The organism is Streptomyces griseorubiginosus (assembly GCF_036345115.1).
Lineage (GTDB): Bacteria > Actinomycetota > Actinomycetes > Streptomycetales > Streptomycetaceae > Streptomyces > Streptomyces griseorubiginosus_C.
Genome location: NZ_CP107766.1, coordinates 2,202,663 through 2,221,652 on the forward strand (window position 1 = coordinate 2,202,663; position 18,990 = coordinate 2,221,652).

The 18,990-nt window shown below is 70.3% G+C and carries 16 protein-coding genes; 9 read left to right on the plus strand and 7 right to left on the minus strand.

Annotation, left to right across the window (positions count from 1 at the left end):
• Window positions 1–20: 20 nt before the first annotated feature.
• Entirely contained in the window at window positions 21–347 is a 327-nt protein-coding gene (locus tag OHN19_RS09940; protein WP_330263840.1) for a hypothetical protein, read from the minus strand.
• A 136-nt stretch (window positions 348–483) separates the two neighbouring features.
• On the opposite strand from OHN19_RS09940, the gene OHN19_RS09945 reads away from it, so the two are divergent.
• Window positions 484–1,311 carry a rhomboid family intramembrane serine protease gene (locus OHN19_RS09945; RefSeq protein WP_330269571.1) on the plus strand — a complete coding sequence of 276 codons (828 nt, stop codon included), beginning with the start codon at window positions 484–486 and terminating at the stop codon, window positions 1,309–1,311.
• 5 nt (window positions 1,312–1,316) lie between these two features.
• Here OHN19_RS09945 and hemE read toward each other — a convergent pair whose 3' ends face one another.
• Complete coding sequence (gene hemE, locus OHN19_RS09950; protein WP_330263841.1) at window positions 1,317–2,372, minus strand: uroporphyrinogen decarboxylase; 1,056 nt, start codon at window positions 2,370–2,372, stop codon at window positions 1,317–1,319.
• A 116-nt stretch (window positions 2,373–2,488) separates the two neighbouring features.
• On the opposite strand from hemE, the gene OHN19_RS09955 reads away from it, so the two are divergent.
• The 3 genes from OHN19_RS09955 (at window position 2,489) to OHN19_RS09965 (ending at window position 5,494) form a co-directional block, all read left to right on the plus strand.
• A complete protein-coding gene (locus OHN19_RS09955; RefSeq protein WP_330263842.1) occupies window positions 2,489–3,157 on the plus strand; it encodes a DUF3000 domain-containing protein in 669 nt (222 codons plus the stop codon).
• Window positions 3,158–3,392: 235 nt separating this feature from the next.
• On the plus strand, window positions 3,393–4,055 hold the full coding sequence (locus OHN19_RS09960) for a response regulator transcription factor (RefSeq protein WP_007385400.1): 663 nt from the start codon (window positions 3,393–3,395) through the stop codon (window positions 4,053–4,055).
• Window positions 4,056–4,213: 158 nt separating this feature from the next.
• Window positions 4,214–5,494, plus strand: coding sequence for a ribonuclease D (locus tag OHN19_RS09965; protein ID WP_330263843.1), 1,281 nt, complete (start codon window positions 4,214–4,216; stop codon window positions 5,492–5,494).
• Window positions 5,495–5,576: 82 nt separating this feature from the next.
• Here OHN19_RS09965 and OHN19_RS09970 read toward each other — a convergent pair whose 3' ends face one another.
• The 3 genes from OHN19_RS09970 to OHN19_RS09980 are packed head-to-tail and all read right to left on the minus strand — an operon-like array spanning window position 5,577 to window position 8,664.
• Window positions 5,577–6,407, minus strand: a complete 831-nt coding sequence (locus OHN19_RS09970; RefSeq protein ID WP_330263844.1) for a carbohydrate ABC transporter permease — start codon at window positions 6,405–6,407, stop codon at window positions 5,577–5,579.
• Window positions 6,404–7,345, minus strand: coding sequence for a sugar ABC transporter permease (locus tag OHN19_RS09975; RefSeq protein ID WP_330263845.1), 942 nt, complete (start codon window positions 7,343–7,345; stop codon window positions 6,404–6,406). Before OHN19_RS09975 ends, OHN19_RS09970 begins: the two co-directional genes overlap by 4 nt.
• Entirely contained in the window at window positions 7,345–8,664 is a 1,320-nt protein-coding gene (locus tag OHN19_RS09980) for an ABC transporter substrate-binding protein (RefSeq protein WP_330263846.1), read from the minus strand. Before OHN19_RS09980 ends, OHN19_RS09975 begins: the two co-directional genes overlap by 1 nt.
• Window positions 8,665–8,818: 154 nt before the next feature.
• On the opposite strand from OHN19_RS09980, the gene OHN19_RS09985 reads away from it, so the two are divergent.
• The 4 genes from OHN19_RS09985 (at window position 8,819) to OHN19_RS10000 (ending at window position 15,669) form a co-directional block, all read left to right on the plus strand.
• The gene (locus OHN19_RS09985; RefSeq protein ID WP_330263847.1) at window positions 8,819–11,176 is read left to right on the plus strand and encodes a glycoside hydrolase family 2 protein; all 2,358 of its coding nucleotides are present in this window, start codon (window positions 8,819–8,821) and stop codon (window positions 11,174–11,176) included.
• Window positions 11,173–12,201, plus strand: a complete 1,029-nt coding sequence (locus OHN19_RS09990; RefSeq protein ID WP_330263848.1) for a LacI family DNA-binding transcriptional regulator — start codon at window positions 11,173–11,175, stop codon at window positions 12,199–12,201. Before OHN19_RS09985 ends, OHN19_RS09990 begins: the two co-directional genes overlap by 4 nt.
• Before the next feature lie 118 nt (window positions 12,202–12,319).
• The gene (locus tag OHN19_RS09995) at window positions 12,320–13,546 is read left to right on the plus strand and encodes an acetyl-CoA C-acyltransferase (RefSeq protein WP_330263849.1); all 1,227 of its coding nucleotides are present in this window, start codon (window positions 12,320–12,322) and stop codon (window positions 13,544–13,546) included.
• Window positions 13,543–15,669 (plus strand): 3-hydroxyacyl-CoA dehydrogenase NAD-binding domain-containing protein, encoded by a 2,127-nt coding sequence (locus tag OHN19_RS10000; protein WP_125194654.1) that lies wholly within the window; start codon window positions 13,543–13,545, stop codon window positions 15,667–15,669. The genes OHN19_RS09995 and OHN19_RS10000 overlap by 4 nt, the downstream gene beginning before the upstream one ends.
• Before the next feature lie 87 nt (window positions 15,670–15,756).
• Here OHN19_RS10000 and OHN19_RS10005 read toward each other — a convergent pair whose 3' ends face one another.
• Entirely contained in the window at window positions 15,757–16,785 is a 1,029-nt protein-coding gene (locus tag OHN19_RS10005; RefSeq protein WP_330269572.1) for a hypothetical protein, read from the minus strand.
• Window positions 16,786–16,855: 70 nt separating this feature from the next.
• Here OHN19_RS10005 and OHN19_RS10010 point away from each other — a divergent pair, with 70 nt between their 5' ends.
• On the plus strand, window positions 16,856–17,224 hold the full coding sequence (locus OHN19_RS10010) for an NTP pyrophosphohydrolase (protein WP_330263850.1): 369 nt from the start codon (window positions 16,856–16,858) through the stop codon (window positions 17,222–17,224).
• 147 nt (window positions 17,225–17,371) lie between these two features.
• On the opposite strand, the gene OHN19_RS10015 is transcribed toward OHN19_RS10010, so the two are convergent.
• Entirely contained in the window at window positions 17,372–18,856 is a 1,485-nt protein-coding gene (locus tag OHN19_RS10015; RefSeq protein ID WP_330263851.1) for an amino acid permease, read from the minus strand.
• Window positions 18,857–18,990: the final 134 nt, after the last annotated feature.

Consider the following 18,990-nt stretch of genomic DNA (forward strand, 5'->3'; position numbering starts at 1 on the left):
CCCGGAGGGCTGCCCGAGGGTTACGCCGTCCCGTTGATCCGCTCGATGGCCTGGCGGGCCTGGTCGGCCGGCGGCCGGGGCGGCAGCGCCGACACGGAGGCGCTGGTGCTGGGGGGCATCGCGGCCGGCTGCTCACCGGCCGGCTTGGCGTGCGCCGCGGACCGGGCGGACCTGAGCCGGTTGCTGACCGCCTCGTCGAGCGTCACCGGCCGCTGCATCTGGGACGCCAGCCGCCCGGCCTCCTGACCGAGCCTGGCCACGTCCTCCCACGGCAGCCGCACCACGAGAGACAGCTCGGCCTCGCCGTCGGGAAGAGCGTGCATCGGAGGAGTAATACGGTCGTTCATCGCCTGTTCCTCACGTAGTCCCCGCGGCCCGCCTTCCCCGTGCCACGGGCGGTTGAGGAGTCATACGCACGCGTGCGTGCGGGTGTTCACCGGTGCGGCACCGATTCGGCGGACGCATCGCGGGCACTACTTCCTTGTGGTCATCCCCGTCCATGACGTGAACCCCGTGCGCCGCACCCCGGTGGTGACGTACGCGCTCATCGCCGCGAACGTCCTCGTGTTCCTGTTCATGCCCGGCCTGGCAGGCTCCGTGGCGGGCGACAGCAGCGTGTCGCAGCTGTGCCATCTCCAGGCGTTCCTGGACCACTGGGCGGCGGTCCCGCAGGAGTTGATCCACCACCAGATGCCGCACCTCGTCCCCACGGGCGACGTCGGCACGAACGCGCAGGGCACGACGGGCTGTGTGGTGGCCCCGCCGGACTACGACAAGTCCCCGGCGCTGTCGGTCCTGACGGCGATGTTCCTGCACGGCGGCTGGCTGCACCTGCTGGGCAACATGCTGTTCCTGCTGATCTTCGGCAACAACGTCGAGGACCGCATGGGGCATGTGCGCTTCGCGCTCTTCTACGTCGTCTGCGGCTACGCGGCGTCGTACGGCTTCGCGCTCCTCAACGCCGACTCCAGCGACCCGCTGATCGGCGCCTCGGGAGCCATCGCCGGTGTCCTGGGCGCCTATCTGGTGCTGTACCCGAAGGCCAGGGTGTGGGTCCTGGTGCCCTTCCTGGTGTTCCTGCCGCTGAGGCTGCCGGCCTGGCTGGTGCTGGGCTTCTGGTTCGTGCTCCAGGCGTTCTACTCGTCCGGCGAGGGCGTCTCCGCCGCGGGCACGGTGGCGTACGCGGCGCACGTCGTGGGCTTCCTCGTAGGCATGCTGCTCGCCTGGCCGCTCAAGGCCGGCACTCCCCCGCCGCCGGAACCGCGCGGCTTGCTCTTCGGCAGGAAGGCACGGCCCCGGCACACGTGGTGAGCGTCTTACCTGGCCGTCTGCGTGTGGACGTACTCGACGAGGCGGGTCAGCGCGTCCGGGTCGGTGGTCGGCATGACGCCGTGGCCGAGGTTGAAGACGTGGCCCTCCAGGTCCTTTGCCGAGTCCAGGACCTCGCGGGTCTTGGCCTCGACAGCCGCCGTGGAGGCGAACAGGACCGTCGGGTCGAGGTTGCCCTGGAGCGCCTTGCCGGGGCCGACGCGGCGGGCGGCCTCGTCGAGCGGGACCCGCCAGTCGACGCCGACGACGTCCGCGCCGGCCTCGCCCAGGAGGTTCAGCAGCTCGCCGGTGCCGACGCCGAAGTGGATGCGGGGGACGCCGTAGCCCTCGACCGCCTGGAAGACCTTCGCGGAGGCGGGCAGCACCGAGCGGCGGTAGTCGGCGGGGGCGAGGGCGCCGGCCCACGAGTCGAAGAGCTGGACCGCGGAGGCGCCCGCCTCGATCTGGACCTTCAGGAAGGCGGCGGTGATCTCGGCGAGACGGTCGAGCAGGTCGGCCCAGAGCTCGGGGTCGCCGTACATCATCGACTTGGCGTTCTCGTACGTGCGGGACGGACCGCCCTCGACGAGGTAGCTCGCGAGGGTGAAAGGCGCTCCGGCGAAACCGATGAGGGGGGTCGGGCCGAGCTCGGCGGTCAGCAGGCCGATCGCCTCGGTGACGTAGGAGACGTCCTCGGGGGTGAGGTCGCGCAGCTGGGCCAGGTCGGCGCGGGTGCGGATCGGGCGCTCGACGACCGGGCCGACGCCGGGCTTGATGTCGAGGTCGATGCCGATGGCCTTGAGCGGGACGACGATGTCGCTGTAGTAGATCGCCGCGTCCACGTGGTGCCGGCGCACCGGCTGGAGGGTGATCTCGGCGACCAGCTCGGGCCGCGCGCAGGACTCCAGCATCGGGATGCCCTCGCGGACCTTGCGGTACTCCGGCAGCGAGCGCCCCGCCTGGCGCATGAACCACACCGGGGTGTGCGGCACGGGTTCGCGCCGGCAGGCCTTGAGGAAGGCGGATTCGTACGTGGCCGACGGCGGCGTCTGGTGTGCACTCACGTCGGAAAGTCTCGCACGGTGCGGTGAGTGCCCGGCGCGCGGTGTCCGTGTGGGCATGGGGCCAAGACCGGGTGTCTAGGGCGGCACCACGGCCCCCTTCCCTTTAACCTTCCGGCATGGCTGCGGCACAGGGACGACTGTCGGACGACACGGGCGGAATGGACGACGCGAAGGGGAGTGACCGGGATGGGAGCGGTGCGGCTCCGCCGGCTTTCCAGGCCGCGGTTCAGGCCCTGCGCGGCAGTCGGCTGAGGCCGCAGATCGAGATCGAGCCGACCCGGGCTCCGCAGCGGCTCGCGCCGCACGCGTACGCGCTCGAGGCGACCGTCGTCGACGGTGACCAGGACCTCGCCGACGGGCGGCTGGTGCTGCTGCACGACCCGGACGGGCACGACGCCTGGCGGGGCACCTTCCGGCTGGTGACGCTGGTGCGTGCGGAGCTGGAGCCGGAGATGGCCGCCGACCCGCTGCTGCCGGACGTCTGCTGGTCCTGGCTGACCGGGGCGCTCGCGGCGCGCGGGCTGTCGTACGGCGAACCGAGCGGCACCGTCACGCGCGCGAGCTCGCACTACTTCGGCGGGCTGTCCGAGCGCCCCGCGGCCTCGCAGATCGAGATCCGGGCCTCCTGGACGCCCCGTGAGGGCCTGGGCGGGGTGCCGGACGCGGCGGCGCACCTGGCGTCCTGGTGCGATCTGCTGGCCCAGGTCGCCGGCCTGCCGCCGGCCGGTCCGGGTGACGCGTCGGTGGTGACGTTGCCACAGCGGCGGGACCCCCAGGCCCGCTGACCCCCCGCCGACCAGCGGTACCGTCCACCCACATGGCGCATCAATTTGTCGATACGGCCACTTTCAGTCAGGAGTGAGTCATCGAACGACCCGATGTGCTCACCGAACGATCGATCGCACGTCCGAATTGCACTAATTGTTACTCACTAGATCGTGATCATTCCCTAAAGGACGCCGGGTCCGGTGCCGAAGACGTCTGTGACCTTCCAAGCCGTCCCGCACCCCAGGAGGCCCGGTGTCCGTTCTCCTCGAGCAGCCCGCAAGCCTGGTCGCCTACCGCCCGAACAAGCCCACCGCCATGGTGGTCGTGGCCGACCCGCGTGTCCGCTCCACCGTCACCCGTCACCTCTGGGCGCTCGGTGTGCGCGATGTCATCGAGGCCTCGTCGGTGGCGGAGGCCCGTCCCCGCATCGGCAGCCCCAGAGACATCTGCGTCGCCGACGTCCACCTCCCCGACGGCTCCGGCCTGACGCTGCTGTCCGAGACCCGCGCCGCGGGCTGGCCCAACGGCCTCGCCCTCTCCGCGGCCGACGACATCGGCGCCGTACGCAACGCCCTCGCGGGCGGCGTCAAGGGCTACGTCGTCACCGGCACCCGCACCAACCTCGGGCTCCCCACCCGACCGGGCGCCGCCCCCATCGGCGCCGCCGCCGCCCGTATGCACCGCCGCCCCCCGGGTGCCCCGAGCCACCCGGGCGGCTACCGCGAGCTCTCCGGCCGCGAGGTCGAGGTGCTGCGGCTGGTGGCCGAAGGGCAGTCGAACAAGGCGATCGGCGTCTCGATGGGCCTGTCCGCACTGACCGTCAAGAGCCACCTCGCCCGGATCGCCCGCAAGCTCGGCACGGGTGACCGTGCCGGCATGGTGGCGGTGGCCCTGCGCACCGGCATCATCCACTGAGACGCAGCACACCGGCCTCTCCCGGGGCTCCCCCGAGCCCCGCAGTTCACGGACGTGAACCAGAGCTTTCACCGGGCTGACTGGTTTACGACCCCCAAGCGCCTGCCGACGGAACGTTCCGTCGGCAGGCGCTGTCCATACACGGATACCCTTGACATGTGACCGACGCCCAAGAGACCGCAGCAGACGTTTCACTGCGAACCACCGGAGGCGGCCCTCCGGACGATGGCGGATCTTCTGTCGCGGAGGCGCCGATCCCTCTGCTGGAGCCGCGCGAGGGCATTCCGCCCGTGATCGCCGACGAGGCCGCGCTCGCCGAGGTGGTCGCCGCGTTCGCCGCGGGCTCCGGGCCCGTCGCCGTCGACGCCGAGCGGGCGTCCGGCTATCGCTACGGCCAGCGCGCGTACCTCGTGCAGCTGCGCCGCGCGGGCGCGGGGACCGCGTTGATCGACCCCGTGGCCTGCCCTGACCTGTCCGGGCTCGGCGAGGCGCTCTCCGGTGTCGAGTGGGTGCTGCACGCCGCCACGCAGGACCTGCCCTGTCTACGCGAAATAGGCATGGTGCCGTCGCGGCTCTTCGACACCGAGCTGGCCGGGCGGATCGCCGGGTTCCCCCGGGTGGGGCTCGGCGCGATGGTCGAGGGCGTCCTGGGCTTCGTCCTGGAGAAGGGGCACTCGGCCGTCGACTGGTCGACCCGTCCGCTGCCCGAGCCGTGGCTGCGGTACGCCGCCCTCGACGTGGAGCTTCTCGTCGATCTGCGGGACGCGCTGGAGAAGGAGCTCGACCGGCAGGGGAAGCTGGAGTGGGCGCTCCAGGAGTTCGACGCGATCGCCTCCGCGCCCCCGGCCGAACCGCGCAAGGACCCCTGGCGCCGGACCTCCGGCATGCACAAGGTACGACGGCGCCGGCAGCTGGCCGTGGTGCGGGAGCTGTGGGAGGCGCGGGACCGGATCGCCCAGCGGCGGGACGTGTCGCCGGGCAAGGTGCTGTCCGACGCGGCGATCGTCGAGGCGGCGCTCGCCGTTCCGGTGAACGTGCACGCGCTCGCCGCGTTGAACGGGTTCGGGCATCGGATGGGGCGGCGGCAGCTGGAGCAGTGGCAGGCGGCTGTCGACCGGGCCAGGGCCCTTGCGGAGACCCAGCTGCCGCAGCCGGGGCAGCCGGTCACCGGGCCTCCGCCCCCGCGCGCCTGGGCCGACAAGGATCCTGCCGCCGCGGCTCGCTTGGCTGCGGCGCGGGCGGCGGTGTCCGCGTTGGCCGAGTCTCTGAACATGCCTCAGGAGAACCTGATCACTCCGGACACGGTGCGGCGGGTTTGCTGGGAGCCGCCCTCGCTTGTCGACGCCGAGTCCGTAGGGGCTGCGTTGGCTGGTTTGGGGGCTCGGGCCTGGCAGGTGGAGCAGGTGACGCCGGTTCTGGTGGCCGCGTTGTCCGCATAGCCGCCGTTGGGCTTCTGCGATGTACGGCGGCTGCGGGTTGTCTGTGGTTGCTCGCGCAGTTCCCCGCCCCCCTGAAAAGCGCTTACCTGGTCGCGCCTCTCATGAAGCCGTTGTAGATGAAGCGCTGCAACGACAGGAAGACGATCAGGGTCGGCAGGATGACCAGGACCGCTCCTGCCGAAATCACCTCCCAGTGGGCCGCGTACGGGCCCTTGAAGCGGAACAGGGACGTCGAGATCACGCCAAGATCTTCCGAGGGCATGTAGAGGAAGGGGATGTAGAAGTCGTTGTAGACGGTGATGCCCTTCACGATCACCACCGTGGCTGTCGCGGGCTTCAGCAGCGGGAAGATGATCTTTCGGTAGATCGTGAAGGCGTTGGCGCCGTCCAGGCGGGCCGATTCGTCCAGGGAGATCGGGATCGAGCGGACGAACTGCAGGAAGATGTAGATCGACACGATGTCGGTGCCCATGTAGAGGGCGATCGGCGCCCAGAGGGTGTCGAACATGCCGAAGCTGTTGACGATCTGGAAGGTGGCCACCTGGGTCGTCACACCGGGGACCAGGGCCGCCGTCAGGAAGAGCGCCACCACCAGCTTCTTGAAGCGGAAGGTGAAGCGGTCGATGGCGTAGGCGGTCATCGAGCCGATGAGGACCGTGCCGGCGACCGAGACCAGCAGGATGATCGTGGTGTTCATGAAGGCGGAGAGCATCTCGCCGTCCTGGAACGCCGCCACGTAGTTGTGGAAGTTCAGCAGGTCGTGCGGGAGTTCCAGGGCGCCGCTCGTGTCCGCCATCTCCTTCTCCGACTTGAGGGAGGTCAGCAGGACCACCACGAGCGGGAGCAGGACGACCAGGGTCGCGGCGATCAGCGACAGGTGGACCAGGGCGCGGGCGACCGCACGGCGTGTCATACGAGGTCCACCTTGTCGTCGGGGACCAGGCGCCGCTGCACCCAGGTCACCAGCAGGATGATCAGCAGGAGGACGATGGCGGCCGCAGAGGCCAGGCCCGTCTTGTTGAAGCGGAACGCCAGGTTCACCGTCTGGATCACGAAGGTCTCGGTCCCGGTCGCCCCGCCGGTCATGATGTACGGGATCTCGAAGACCGACAGCGAGCCGGAGATCGACAGGATCACCGTCAGGGTCAGGACCGGCTTGATGCCGGGCGCGATGATGTGGCGGAACTGGTGCCAGCGGTTCGCGCCGTCCAGTTCGGCGGCCTCGTACAGCTCCCCCGGGATCGACTGGATGGCGCCCAGGAAGAGCACGAAGTTCAGGCCCAGGTAGCGCCAGACCGAGACGCCGGCCAGTGAGGTGTTGGCGGAGGCGGGGGTGCCGAGCCAGGCGTGGTCGGTGTGCACCCCAAGGAGGCTCAGCACCGAGTCGAGGGTGCCGCCGTCCTGGAAGAAGTAGAGGAACACGAAGCCGATCGCGACCCCGTTGATCAGGTACGGGAAGAAGAGCACGCCCTTGAAGAAGTTCCGGAAGCGGACGTCGAAGCTGAGGATCGTCGCGAAGTAGAGGGCCAGGACGATCTGGACGGCGGAGGCGGCCAGGTAGTAGCCACTCACCCAGAAGACCTCGAAGAGATCCGGGCGGGTGAAGACCTCCTGGTAGTTCTCGACGCCCGTGTAGTGCAGTACGGGGCTGACGCCGTCCCAGTCGGTGAAGCTGTACGCCAGCATGTTGACGATCGGCGCGTACGTGAACGTGATCAGCAGGGCGAGCGGGGCGATCAGGAACAGCCAGGGGGTGACGCCCCGCCAGGCACGGGTCCGGCGGGAGGCGGGCGCCGGGACGGGGGCGGCCGCGCTCACCTCCACGGCCGCCTTCTCGGTGGTGTCCGTCATCAGGACCCCAGGTTCTTCTGGGCGTCCGTCCACCGCTCGCTGAGGTCGCCGAGGAAGCCGTCGAGGGTGCCCTTGCGTGCGCCGCGGGCGAGGTCGACGAGGTTCTGGCGGTACTCGGGGGCGTAGATGCCGACCTCCGAGTCGCTGTCGAGCTGCTTGACCCGGGCGCCCTGGGCGTCGTCCACCTCGATGAGCTTCACGCCCTGGTCCTCGTAGGGCTTGAGGACCTGGGGCATCGGGGCATCCTTCAGCGGGGAGATGGACAGGTTGTCCTCGACGTAGCCGGACTTGTCGGTGAACCAGTCGATCCAGGCGCGGGCGGCCTCCTTGTACTTGGAGTGGACGTTGACCGCTTGGTTGTAGTCCGGGGCCACGGTCGCGCAGAACTTGCCGCCGGTCTGCGCCGGGAACGGCATGAAGCCGATGTCGTCGGGGTTGACCCCGGCCTTCTTGGCGGCGTCCTGGAACTGCACGATCGCCCAGGTGCCGAGCCACTGGGTGGCGATCTCGCCCTTGGCCGTACGGGGCTTGGACTCCTCCCAGTTGCTGGTCGTCGGGTCCTTCTCGACCAGGCCCTGCTTCACGATGTCGTAGAGCAGGGTGTCGCCGACGCGCAGGTCGGCGCCCTTCGCCCACGGGTCGTCCTCGGCGAGCTTGGTGGTGGCCTGCGGGTCGCAGCTGACGGCGCCGTCGACGTAGGTCCACGAGGTGAGCGTCCAGCCCGCCGCGAAGTTGGTGTAGTACGGGATCGCGTCGGTCCTGGCCTTGATGGCCTTGAGGTCGGCGATGAACTCGGCCGGGGTGGCGGGCCATTCGGTGACCCCGGCCTCCTTCCAGATCCGCTTGTTGTAGATGAACCCGGGGGCAACGCCGACCGGGCTCTGTCCGTAGACCTTGCCGTCGACGGTGGTGTAGTCGGTGAAGCGGTACTTCTTGCTGCGCTCGGCCTGGGTGCCCAGCGAGGCGAAGAACCTCGGGTAGTCGGCCTTCTTGATGACCGCGGGGATCAGCAGGACGTCACCGTAGTTCTCGGTGTTCATCCGGATCTTGACCTCGGCCTCGTAGTTCGTGAGGCCCTCGAACTCGACCTTGACCTTCGGGTAGGTCTTGTTGAACTCGGCGGCGTACTTCTTGAGGGTGCCGTCCTGCACGAGGTCGGTGCGGACGGTGAGCACCTTGATGGTTCCGGTGACCTTCGACGGGTCGTCAGGAGCCTTGGCGTCGGCGCCCTTCGACGATCCTCCGGTGCCGGTGCAGCCCGGGAGCAGCAGGGCGGCACTCGCGACCACGGCCAGGGACATGGCTGTACGGCGGTTCATGTGCATCAGCTCCGTTCATGGGACGGACGAGCACGAGCGGGTTGGCTGGTTCGGTACTCTGACAACGTTTTCTTAACCGGTAAAGTCCCTATCTCGCCAACGATGCCGAAAAGCTTTCGGACCACTGGACTTGATCGGTTTAGGGAGTGTGTACATGCTTCAGGCCACACCGCTCACCGAGGGCTGGATCCTGCGGCACGGGGAAGAGGCCCTGCCGGCCGTCGTGCCGGGCTGTGTGCACACCGATCTGCTGGCGGCGGGGGTGATCCCGGATCCCTTTCTCGGTCTGGGCGAGCGAGAGGTCGCGTGGGTGGGGCGGCGGGAGTGGACCTACGAGAGGGACCTCGCGCCCTCGAACGGGCATGAGCAGGCCGACCTCGTCTTCGACGGCCTGGACACCGCGGCGGAGATCCGCCTGGACGGTCAACTCCTGGGCCGGACACGGAACATGCACCGCTCGTACCGCTTCGACGTGACCGGCATGGCCGGTCGGCTGAGCGTGCGGTTCGCCTCCGCCTACGCCGAGGCCGAGGCGGTGCGCGGGACGCTGGGCGAGCGGCCGGCCGCGTATGCCGAGCCGTATCAGTACATCCGCAAGATGGCCTGCTCGTTCGGCTGGGACTGGGGGCCGACGCTGGTGACGGCCGGGATCTGGCGGCCGGTGCGGATCGAGCGGTGGTCGACGGCCCGGATCGCCCGGGTGCGACCGCTGGTGAGGGTGGAAGAGGGCCTGGGTGTCGTGGAGTTGGCGGTCGAGGTGGAGCGGGCCCGGGTCGAGGCGCCGCTGACAGTGGAGGCCACGGTGGGCGGGGTGCGGGCGCGCGCCTCGGTGGACGGCTCGCAGGGGGTGGTACGGCTGGAAGTGCCCTCGCCGCGGCTGTGGTGGCCGCGTGGTTATGGTGAACAGCCGCTGTACGACGTGGAGTTGACGTTGCGGCACGAGGGCCGGGCGCTGGACGGGTGGCGGCGCAGGATCGGCTTTCGGACCGTCGAGCTGGATCGGTCGGCCGATGAGCACGGCACCGGGTTCTGTCTGGTCGTCAACGGCGAGCGGATCTTCGCGCGCGGCGTGAACTGGATCCCGGACGACGTCTTCCCCTCCCGGATCACCCGTGAGCGGTACCGATCCCGCTTGCGGCAGGCCGCCGACGCCGGGGTGGACCTGGTGCGGGTCTGGGGCGGCGGGATCTACGAGAGCGAGGACTTCTACGACGCCTGCGACGAGTCGGGGCTGCTGGTGTGGCAGGACTTCCCGTTCGCCTGCGCCGCCTATCCGGAGGAGCAGCCGCTCAGGGGCGAGGTGGAGGCGGAGGCCCGGGATAACGTCGTACGGCTGATGCCGCATCCCTCGCTGGTGCTGTGGAACGGCAACAACGAGAACCTGTGGGGGTTCCGGGACTGGGGCTGGGAGGCACGGCTCGCCGGGGACTCCTGGGGCGAGGGGTACTACCTGGGCGTACTGCCGCGGGTGGTGACCGAGTTGGATCCGACGCGACCGTACACGGCAGGGAGTCCCTGGTCCGGGTCGTGGGAGCACCACCCGAACGATCCGGCGCACGGCACGCATCACTCGTGGGAGGTGTGGAACCGTCTCGACTACGCCGAGTACCGCGCCGAAGTGCCCCGGTTCGTGGCCGAGTTCGGGTGGCAGGCACCGCCCGCGTACGCGACGCTGGCGCGGGCGCTGGCCGGGGAGGAGCTCGCGGCGGACTCCCCCGGCATGCTGCATCACCAGAAGGCCGACGACGGGAACGGCAAGCTGCGACGGGGGCTGGAGCGGCATTTCACCTTCCCCGAGGGGGACTTCGACCGCTGGCACTACCTCACGCAGGTCAACCAGGCGCGGGCCGTGGCGGCCGGGATCGAGCACTGGCGGTCGCACTGGCCGGTGTGCGCGGGGACGGTGGTGTGGCAGCTCAACGACTGCTGGCCGGTGACGAGTTGGGCGGCGGTGGACGGGGACGGGCGGGAGAAGCCGCTGTACCACGAGTTGCGGCGGCTGTACGCGGACCGGCTGCTGACGCTCCGGGAGGGTGTGCTGGCCGTCGTCAACCAGGCCGCCGAGGAGTGGAGGGGGGTGGTGCGGCTGCGGCGGATGTCGGTCGAGGGAGCGGTGATCGGCGAGGCGGAGTCGGAGTTCCGGGCGGGGCGGCGGGCGGTCGCCGAGGTGCCGGTGCCGGGCGAGCTGGAGCCGGTGGGGCCGAAGGAGTTCCTGGTGGCCGACGCCGACGGGCTGCGGGCCCTGCACTTTCCCGCCCCCGACCGTGACATCCCTTACCCCCGACCGGAGTTCGACGTCACCGTGGCGCCGGGTGCCGTCACCGTGACGGCTCGCACCCTCGTACGGGATCTGCTGTTGCAGGCCGACCGGCTGGATCCGGACGCGCGGGCGGATCGCGGGCTCGTCACCCTGCTTCCCGGGGAGCGGGTGACCATCGGGGTGAGCGGGTGGCAGACTCCCGATCCGGACGCCGCCCGGTCCGCCCTGTACTGCATGGAGCCCACTTCATGACGACCTCCCGCGTCACCATCAAGGACGTCGCCGCGCGCGCCGGGGTGTCCAAGGGGGCCGTGTCGCTCGCCTTCAACCACAAGCCGGGGCTGTCGGAGGCGACCCGGGACCGGATCTTCCGGGCCGCGCGGGAGCTGGGCTGGGAGCCGAACCTCACCGCACGGACGCTGGCCGGATCACGGGTGGACGTGGTGGGGCTCGCGGTCTGCCGGCCGGCCCGGCTGCTGGGGCTGGAGCCCTTCTACATGGAGTTCGTGTCGGGCGTGGAGAGCGTGCTGATCGAGCGGAACTGCTCGCTGCTGCTGCGCCTCGTGCGCAATGTGGAGGAGGAGGTCGGACTCCAGGAGGCGTGGTGGCGGGGCCGGCAGATCGGCGGCTCGATCCTGGTCGACTTCCGGGCGGACGATCCGCGGGTCGCCGCCGCCGAGCGGCTGGGGATGCCGGTGGTGGCCGTGGGGCATCCGTCGTTCACCGGCACGCTGACCTCCGTGTGGACCGACGACGCGACCGCCGTGACGGAGGCCGTGCGATATCTCGCGGCGCTCGGCCACCGGCGGATCGCCCGGGTGGGCGGCGCGGCGGCCCTCGGGCACACGGCCATGCGCACGGCCGCCTTCGACGAGGCGGCGCGGGCCCTGGAGCTCGCCGGGGCCTGGCAGGTCACCACCGACTACTCGGGCGAGGCGGGGGCACGGGCCACGAGGTCCCTGCTGACCGCCGCCCCGCCGGACCGGCCGACGGCGATCGTCTACGACAACGACATCATGGCCGTCGCCGGGCTGTCGGTCGCGGCGGAGATGGGCCTGCACGTTCCGCACGACGTCTCGCTGCTCGCCTGGGACGACTCCCAGCTGTGCCGGCTCACCCATCCCACGCTCTCCGCGATGAGCCACGACGTGCACGGATTCGGCGCGGAGGCGGCCCGTACGCTGTTCGGGGTGATCACCGGAGAGGGGCCCGGATCGCATCCGGTACCCACTCCGGTCCTGACCCCACGGGGTTCCACGGCCCCTCCCGGGATGTGACCTTCGCCGCTCCCGCCTCCAGGGGTGGGCAGTCACGTTACTCATAAGTAGCATGGGTCCTGAGCGCGCGCTCAGCGCATCGCAGCAGTGCAGATCCCGCATCTGGAGGAGAGCCATCGTGCCTCGTACCGTCAGGGACGTCGTCTTCGTCGACGGCGTCCGCACCCCGTTCGGCAAGGCGGGCCCGAAGGGCATCTACCACGAGACCCGCGCCGACGACCTCGTCGTGAAGGCGATCCGGGAGCTGCTGCGCCGCAACCCGGGTCTGGACCCGAAGAAGATCGACGAGGTCGCCATCGCCGCGACCACGCAGATCGGTGACCAGGGCCTGACCATCGGCCGCACCGCGGGCATCCTCGCCGGTCTGCCGCAGTCGGTACCCGGTTACTCCATCGACCGCATGTGCGCGGGCGCCCTGACCGCCGTGACGACGGTCGCCGGTTCGGTCGCCTTCGGTGCCTACGACATCGCCATCGCCGGTGGTGTCGAGCACATGGGCCGCCACCCCATGGGCGAGGGCGTGGACCCGAACCCGCGGTTCGTGAGCGAGAAGCTGGTCGACGAGTCCGCCCTGTTCATGGGCATGACCGCCGAGAACCTGCACGACCGGTACCCGACGATCACCAAGCAGCGCGCCGACGAGTACGCCGTGCGCTCCCAGGAGAAGGCCGCAAAGGCCTACGCCAACGGCAAGATCCAGGCCGACCTGGTGCCGATCTCGGTGCGCCGCACCAACCCGGAGGCCGGTGAGACGGGCTGGGGCCTGGTCACCGCCGACGAGCCGATGCGCCCGGGCACCACGCTGGAGAACCTCTCCGGTCTGAAGACCCCGTTCCGCGTCCACGGCCGGGTCACCGCCGGTAACGCGGCCGGTCTGAACGACGGCGCCACCGCCTCGCTGATCGCCTCCGAGGACTTCGCCCGCGAGAACGACCTGCCGGTGAAGATGCGCCTGGTCGCGTACTCCTTCGCGGGTGTCGAGCCCGAGGTCATGGGCTACGGCCCGATCCCGGCCACCGAGAAGGCGCTCGCCCAGGCGGGTCTGTCCATCTCCGACATCGGTCTCTTCGAGATCAACGAGGCCTTCGCGGTCCAGGTCCTGGCCTTCCTGGAGCACTACGGCATCGCGGACGACGACCAGCGCGTCAACCAGTACGGCGGCGCCATCGCCTTCGGTCACCCGCTGGCCTCCTCCGGTGTGCGTCTGATGACGCAGCTGGCCCGCCAGTTCGAGGAGCAGCCCGAGGTCCGCTACGGCCTGACCACCATGTGCGTCGGCTTCGGCATGGGCGCGACGGTCATCTGGGAGAACCCGAACCACAAGGACGCCGGAGGCAGCAAGTGAGCACCACTGAGCTCTTGAAGGGTGCGGCCGAGCTGTTCCCGGACGAGGTCGTCACCCAGGCGCACGTACGCCACCTGGACCTGCCGTTCAACGCGGGGCGCTTCGCGCTCATCACGCTGGACAACGGCTTCGACCACACCAAGCCGACCACCTTCGGCCCGGCGTCGCTGGCGAACCTGAACACCGCCATCGACCAGGTCGAGAAGGAGGCCTCGGCCGGTGAGATCGTCGGTGTCGGCATCACCGGCAAGCCGTTCATCTTCGCCGTCGGCGCCGACCTCAAGGGCGTCGAGCTCCTCAAGGAGCACAAGGACGCGCTGGCCATCGGCAAGGGCGGCCACGAGGTCTTCAAGCGCCTCGCGGGCATCGCGGTGCCGACCTTCGCGTACTACAACGGCGCGGCCATGGGCGGTGGCGTCGAGGTCGGTCTGCACTGCACCTACCGCACGGTCTCCGCGGCCCTGCCCGCCTTCTCGCTCCCCGAGGTCTTCCTCGGTCTGGTCCCCGGCTGGGGCGGCTGCACCCTGCTGCCGAACCTGATCGGCGCCGAGAAGGCCGTCTCGGTCATCATCGAGAACTCCCTCAACCAGAACAAGCAGCTCAAGGGCGCCCAGGTCTACGAACTGGGTATCGCCGACGCCCTGTTCGAGGGCGCGGACTTCCTGGAGCAGTCCCTGCTGTGGACGGCGTCCGTCCTCAAGGGCGAGATCGTCGTCGAGCGCCCTGCGATCGACCGCGGTGAGGCCTGGGACCAGGCCGTCGCCAAGGGCCGCTTCGTCGCGGACTCCAAGGTGCACGGGGCCGCTCCGGCCGCCTACCGCGCGCTGGACATCATCGAGGCCGCCAAGAACGGCGACCTCCAGCAGGGCTACGACGCCGAGGACCAGGCCCTCGCCGACCTGATCATGGGTGGCGAACTGCGCTCCGGCATCTACGCGTTCAACCTGGTGCAGAAGCGCGGCAAGCGTCCCGCGGGCGCTCCGGACAAGAACCTGGCCCGCCCGGTCACCAAGGTCGGTGTCGTCGGCGCCGGTCTGATGGCCTCCCAGCTCGCGCTGCTCTTCCTGCGCCGCCTGGAGGTCCCGGTCGTCCTGACCGACATCGACCAGGAGCGCGTCGACAAGGGTGTGGGCTACGTCCACGCCGAGATCGAGAAGCTGCTCGGCAAGGGCCGTATCAACCAGGACAAGGCCAACCGCCTGAAGGCCCTGGTCACCGGTGTGCTGGACAAGGCGGAGGGCTTCTCCGACGCCGACTTCATCATCGAGGCCGTCTTCGAGGAGATCGGCGTCAAGCAGCAGGTGTTCGCGGAGGTCGAGGCGGTCGCCCCGGCGCACGCGATCCTCGCCACCAACACCTCCTCGCTGTCCGTCTCGGAGATGGCGTCGAAGCTGAAGAACCCCGAGCGGGTCGTGGGCTTCCACTTCTTCAACCCGGTCGCGATCCTCCCGCTCCTGGAGATCGTCCGCGGTGAGCAGACCGACGACGCCTCGCTGGCCACGGCCTTCGCCGTAGCCAAGAAGCTGAAGAAGACCGCGGTACTGGTCAAGGACGCCCCGGCGTTCGTCGTGAACCGCATCCTCACCCGCTTCATGGGCGAGATCCAGAACGTCATCGACGAGGGCACCCCGGTGGCCGTGGCGGAGAAGGCGGTGGAGCCGCTCGGCCTGCCGATGTCCCCGCTGGTCCTCCTGGAGCTGGTCGGTCCCGCGATCGGTCTGCACGTCTCGGAGACCCTCAACCGGGCCTTCCCGGACCGCTTCACGGTCTCCCCGAACCTCGCGGCCGTCGTCAAGGCGGGCAAGCGCGGCTTCTACGTCTACGACTCCGGCAAGCCGGAGCTGGACCCCGAGGTCGCCGCGCTCCTCAAGCAGGGCGATGTCGTCCTGTCCGAGGAGCAGGTCCGCGAGCGCGTCCTGGACGCCGTCGCCCAGGAGATCGGGCTCATGCTCGACGAGGGTGTCGTCGCCGAGGCGCAGGACATCGACCTCTGCCTGATCACGGGCGCCGGCTGGCCCTTCCACCTGGGCGGCATCACGCCGTACCTGGACCGCGAGGGTGTCTCCGAGCGCGTGAACGGCAAGAAGTTCCTGGCGCCGGGCGTGGCGTCGGTTCCCGCGTAAGCGCGTCTCGTACGGCCGTACTGAGGGCCTCCGTTCCGGGTTTCCGGGCGGAGGCCCTCTGTCGTACGTTCTCGGCAGTCCGGGGGCTCAGACGTCCTGCCAGGCCGCCAGCGCGAGTCCCGGCTCGTCCTTCTGCCGGGCGACCCGCAGGTCGCCGTCGGGGGTGAGCGTCGCGGCGACGATACGGCCGTCCGCGTCCTCGGCGAGGGCCACGGCCGTGCCCACCGGCAGCTGCGGCCCCGACTCGGTCCACCACAGGCCCGCCGACTCCTGCTCGGTGGGGCAGGCGGCGAAGGCGACCCGGCCGGAGGCCGACCGCTGGGCGAGCAGCGTGCAGTCGTGCCCCTCCAGCGTGCAGCGCAGCAGGGCGACCGGGCCGGGACCGGCCGCCGCGAGCAGGGGCACGGGCTCCAGGCCCGGGCGCCAGGCGTGCAGCATGCCCTCGGGGTCCGCGAAGAAGAGCGTGGTGTGCTCCTTGGAGGTGGGCAGCGCGCTCAGGGTGCCCGGCTCCACGCGGACCGGCAGCGGGTCGTCCGGCACGGGAGGCGCCCCGGCCTCCTCCTGGAGCCAGCGCAGGACGCCGGTGGGGTTGGTGCCGTACAGCTCCACCCGGCCCGACTCCCCCGTCACGGCGGCCAGTCGCTCGTGGACGTCGGCGCCCTTGAGGTCCGCCCAGGCGCTCCAGCCGCCGCGCTCCTTCTGTACGAGCGCGTGCACGCCGTTCCCGCGGTTGCGGACGAAGACATGGGCCCGGCCCTCCGCGTCCACGGCCACGGCGGGCAGGCCGGTGCGCGCGCCCGCCTTGTCGGGGTGGCCGATGGGAGCCCAGTCGAGGGGGGCGAGGTGGACGCGGAAGTGGGTGGAGTGGACCAGGCCCGACTCCGCGGCCTTGGTGGGGCGCCAGGCGACCAGGTGGGCGTAGCCGTCGACGCCCCGGCCGACGGCGAGTCCGGGGTGCAGGCGCTGGTCGCCGCCGACCTTGCGCCAGGGCAGCCAGGTGTCGCCACCCGGGTGGCGCTCCGCCCGGCACCACACTCCGTCCTCGCGGACGGCGTAGACGCCGAGCCGGCCGTCGCGGGCGCGGATGAGCCAGTTGCCGTTCACTGTACGGACCATTGACACGGGGTCACTCTAATCGGGCGGTCGGCCGCGCGTTCGGGTGGGCCGGGCGTGGGACGCTGGGGGCATGAGTGACGTGCTGCTGGTGGTCGTGGACGCCGCGAATGTCGTCGGCTCGGTGCCGGACGGATGGTGGCGGGACCGGCGGGGGGCCGCGGAGCGGCTGCGGGACCGGCTGGCGGCGGACGGGGTGCCGGGACGGGACGGTCCCCTGGAGATCGTGCTGGTGGTGGAGGGGGCGGCTCGGGGGGTGTCGTCGGTGCCGGGGGTGCGGGTGGAGTCGGCGCCGGGGAGCGGGGACGACCACATGGTGGAGCTGGTGGCCGGGGCGGGGGGTGAGCGGCCGGTGCTGGTGGTCACCGCTGATCGTGAACTGCGGCGGCGGGTGTCGGAGTTGGGGGCGGAGGTGGCGGGGCCGCGGACGGTTCGTCCCTGAGCGCCTATGGATGTGCCGCGCATGTCGTGAGGCGGCTGCGGGTGCGTCGTGGCTGGTCGCGCAGTTCCCCGCGCCCCTGGGCCGGTGCAGGCAACGTGTGCTTGAACCAACCCCTGGCGACCCGCAGCCGTCCACGAATCCTCGGAGTTACTCCGTCTCCGCCCGCTGGTTCAGGCGGCTGTGGGTGCGGCCGTACAGGAAGTACACCGCGAACCCGAGCACCATCCAGATCGCGAACCGCAGCCACGTCTCCGCCGGCAGGTTGAGCATCAGCCAGAGGGAGGCGAGGACCGACAGGATCGGGATGACCGGGACCCACGGGGTGCGGAAGGCGCGGGGCAGGTCGGGGCGGGACTTGCGGAGGATGATCACGCCGATCGCCACCACCACGAACGCGAACAGGGTGCCGATGTTGACCAGTTCGGCGAGTTCGCTGAGCGGGGTGAAGCCGGCGACGATCGCGATGACCACGCCGAGCAGGATGGTCGGGCGGTGCGGGGTGCGGAACTTCGGGTGGACGTGGGAGAAGAACGTCGGCAGGAGTCCGTCCCGGCTCATCGCGAAGAAGACGCGTGTCTGGCCCAGGAGCAGGATCATGCAGACCGTCGTCAGGCCGACCGCGGCGCCGAAGCTGATGAAGCCCGCGAACCAGGGGTGCCCGGTGGCCTTGAAGGCGTCCGCGAGCGGGGCCGTGACGGACAGGTCGGTGTACTTCTGCATGCCGGTCACCACGATCGACACGGCCACGTAGAGCGTCGTGCAGATGAGCAGGGAGCCGAGGATGCCCCGGGGCATGTCCCGCTGCGGGTTGCGGGTCTCCTCCGCCGCCGTGGCGACCACGTCGAAGCCGATGAAGGCGAAGAAGACGACCGAGGCGGCCGTGAAGATGCCCATCACACCGAAGTTGGAGGGCGCCCAGCCGAACATCAGCTGGATGAGCGGCGACTGGAGACTGTCACCCGCCGGGACCTCCTGTGCCTTCGGGATGAACGGGTCGTAGTTGTCGCCCTTGATGAAGAAGGCACCGGCGACGATCACGGTCAGGACGACCGTCACCTTGACCGCGACCACGAGCGAGGTCACGCGCGCGGAGAGCTTGGTGCCGAGCACGAGGATGCCGGTGAGCACCAGGACGAGCAGGGCGGCGAGGATGTCGAAGCCGAAGCCGTCGGCCCCGTCCCGGCCGCTGAGCGCCTCCGGCAGATGGATGCCCGCGTTGTCGAGGAGCGAGGCGATGTAGCCGGACCAGCCGACCGCGACCACCGCGGTGCCGAGCGCGAACTCCAGGACGAGGTCCCAGCCGATGATCCAGGCGGGCAGTTCGCCGAGGGAGGCGTAGGAGAAGGTGTACGCCGATCCGGCCACCGGGACGGTGGAGGCGAACTCGGCGTAGCAGAGCGCGGCGAGCGCGCAGACGACGCCGGCGACCACGAAGGCCAGGGCGACCGCCGGGCCGGCGTTGTTCTTGGCGACGGTGCCGGTCAGGACGAAGATGCCGGTGCCGATGATGACGCCGACGCCGAAGACGGTCAGATCGAGCGCGGACAAGGATTTCTTGAGCGCGTGCTCTGGCTCCTCGGTATCGAGGATGGACTGTTCGACCTTCTTCGTCCGGAAGAGGGTGCTGCTCACGATGACCTCCCACGCTGTGTCGTCCTCGACATGATCGAGAGGGGGCGTAGGTCGTATGCCCCGGCACGGGCCGATTCACGCGAATGGGCCGGTCACACCACTGTCAAGAGTGGTGTGACCGGCCCGTACGGGCG

Coding starts and splice junctions, on each gene's coding strand:
- OHN19_RS09940 (WP_330263840.1), bottom strand. CDS start 347: ATGAACGACCGTATTACTCCTCCGATGCACGCTCTTCCCGACGGCGAG.
- OHN19_RS09955 (WP_330263842.1), top strand. CDS start 2,489: ATGGCTGCGGCACAGGGACGACTGTCGGACGACACGGGCGGAATGGAC.
- OHN19_RS09970 (WP_330263844.1), bottom strand. CDS start 6,407: ATGACACGCCGTGCGGTCGCCCGCGCCCTGGTCCACCTGTCGCTGATC.
- OHN19_RS09975 (WP_330263845.1), bottom strand. CDS start 7,345: ATGACGGACACCACCGAGAAGGCGGCCGTGGAGGTGAGCGCGGCCGCC.
- OHN19_RS09980 (WP_330263846.1), bottom strand. CDS start 8,664: ATGAACCGCCGTACAGCCATGTCCCTGGCCGTGGTCGCGAGTGCCGCC.
- OHN19_RS09985 (WP_330263847.1), top strand. CDS start 8,819: ATGCTTCAGGCCACACCGCTCACCGAGGGCTGGATCCTGCGGCACGGG.
- OHN19_RS09990 (WP_330263848.1), top strand. CDS start 11,173: ATGACGACCTCCCGCGTCACCATCAAGGACGTCGCCGCGCGCGCCGGG.
- OHN19_RS10005 (WP_330269572.1), bottom strand. CDS start 16,785: ATGGTCCGTACAGTGAACGGCAACTGGCTCATCCGCGCCCGCGACGGC.
- OHN19_RS10010 (WP_330263850.1), top strand. CDS start 16,856: ATGAGTGACGTGCTGCTGGTGGTCGTGGACGCCGCGAATGTCGTCGGC.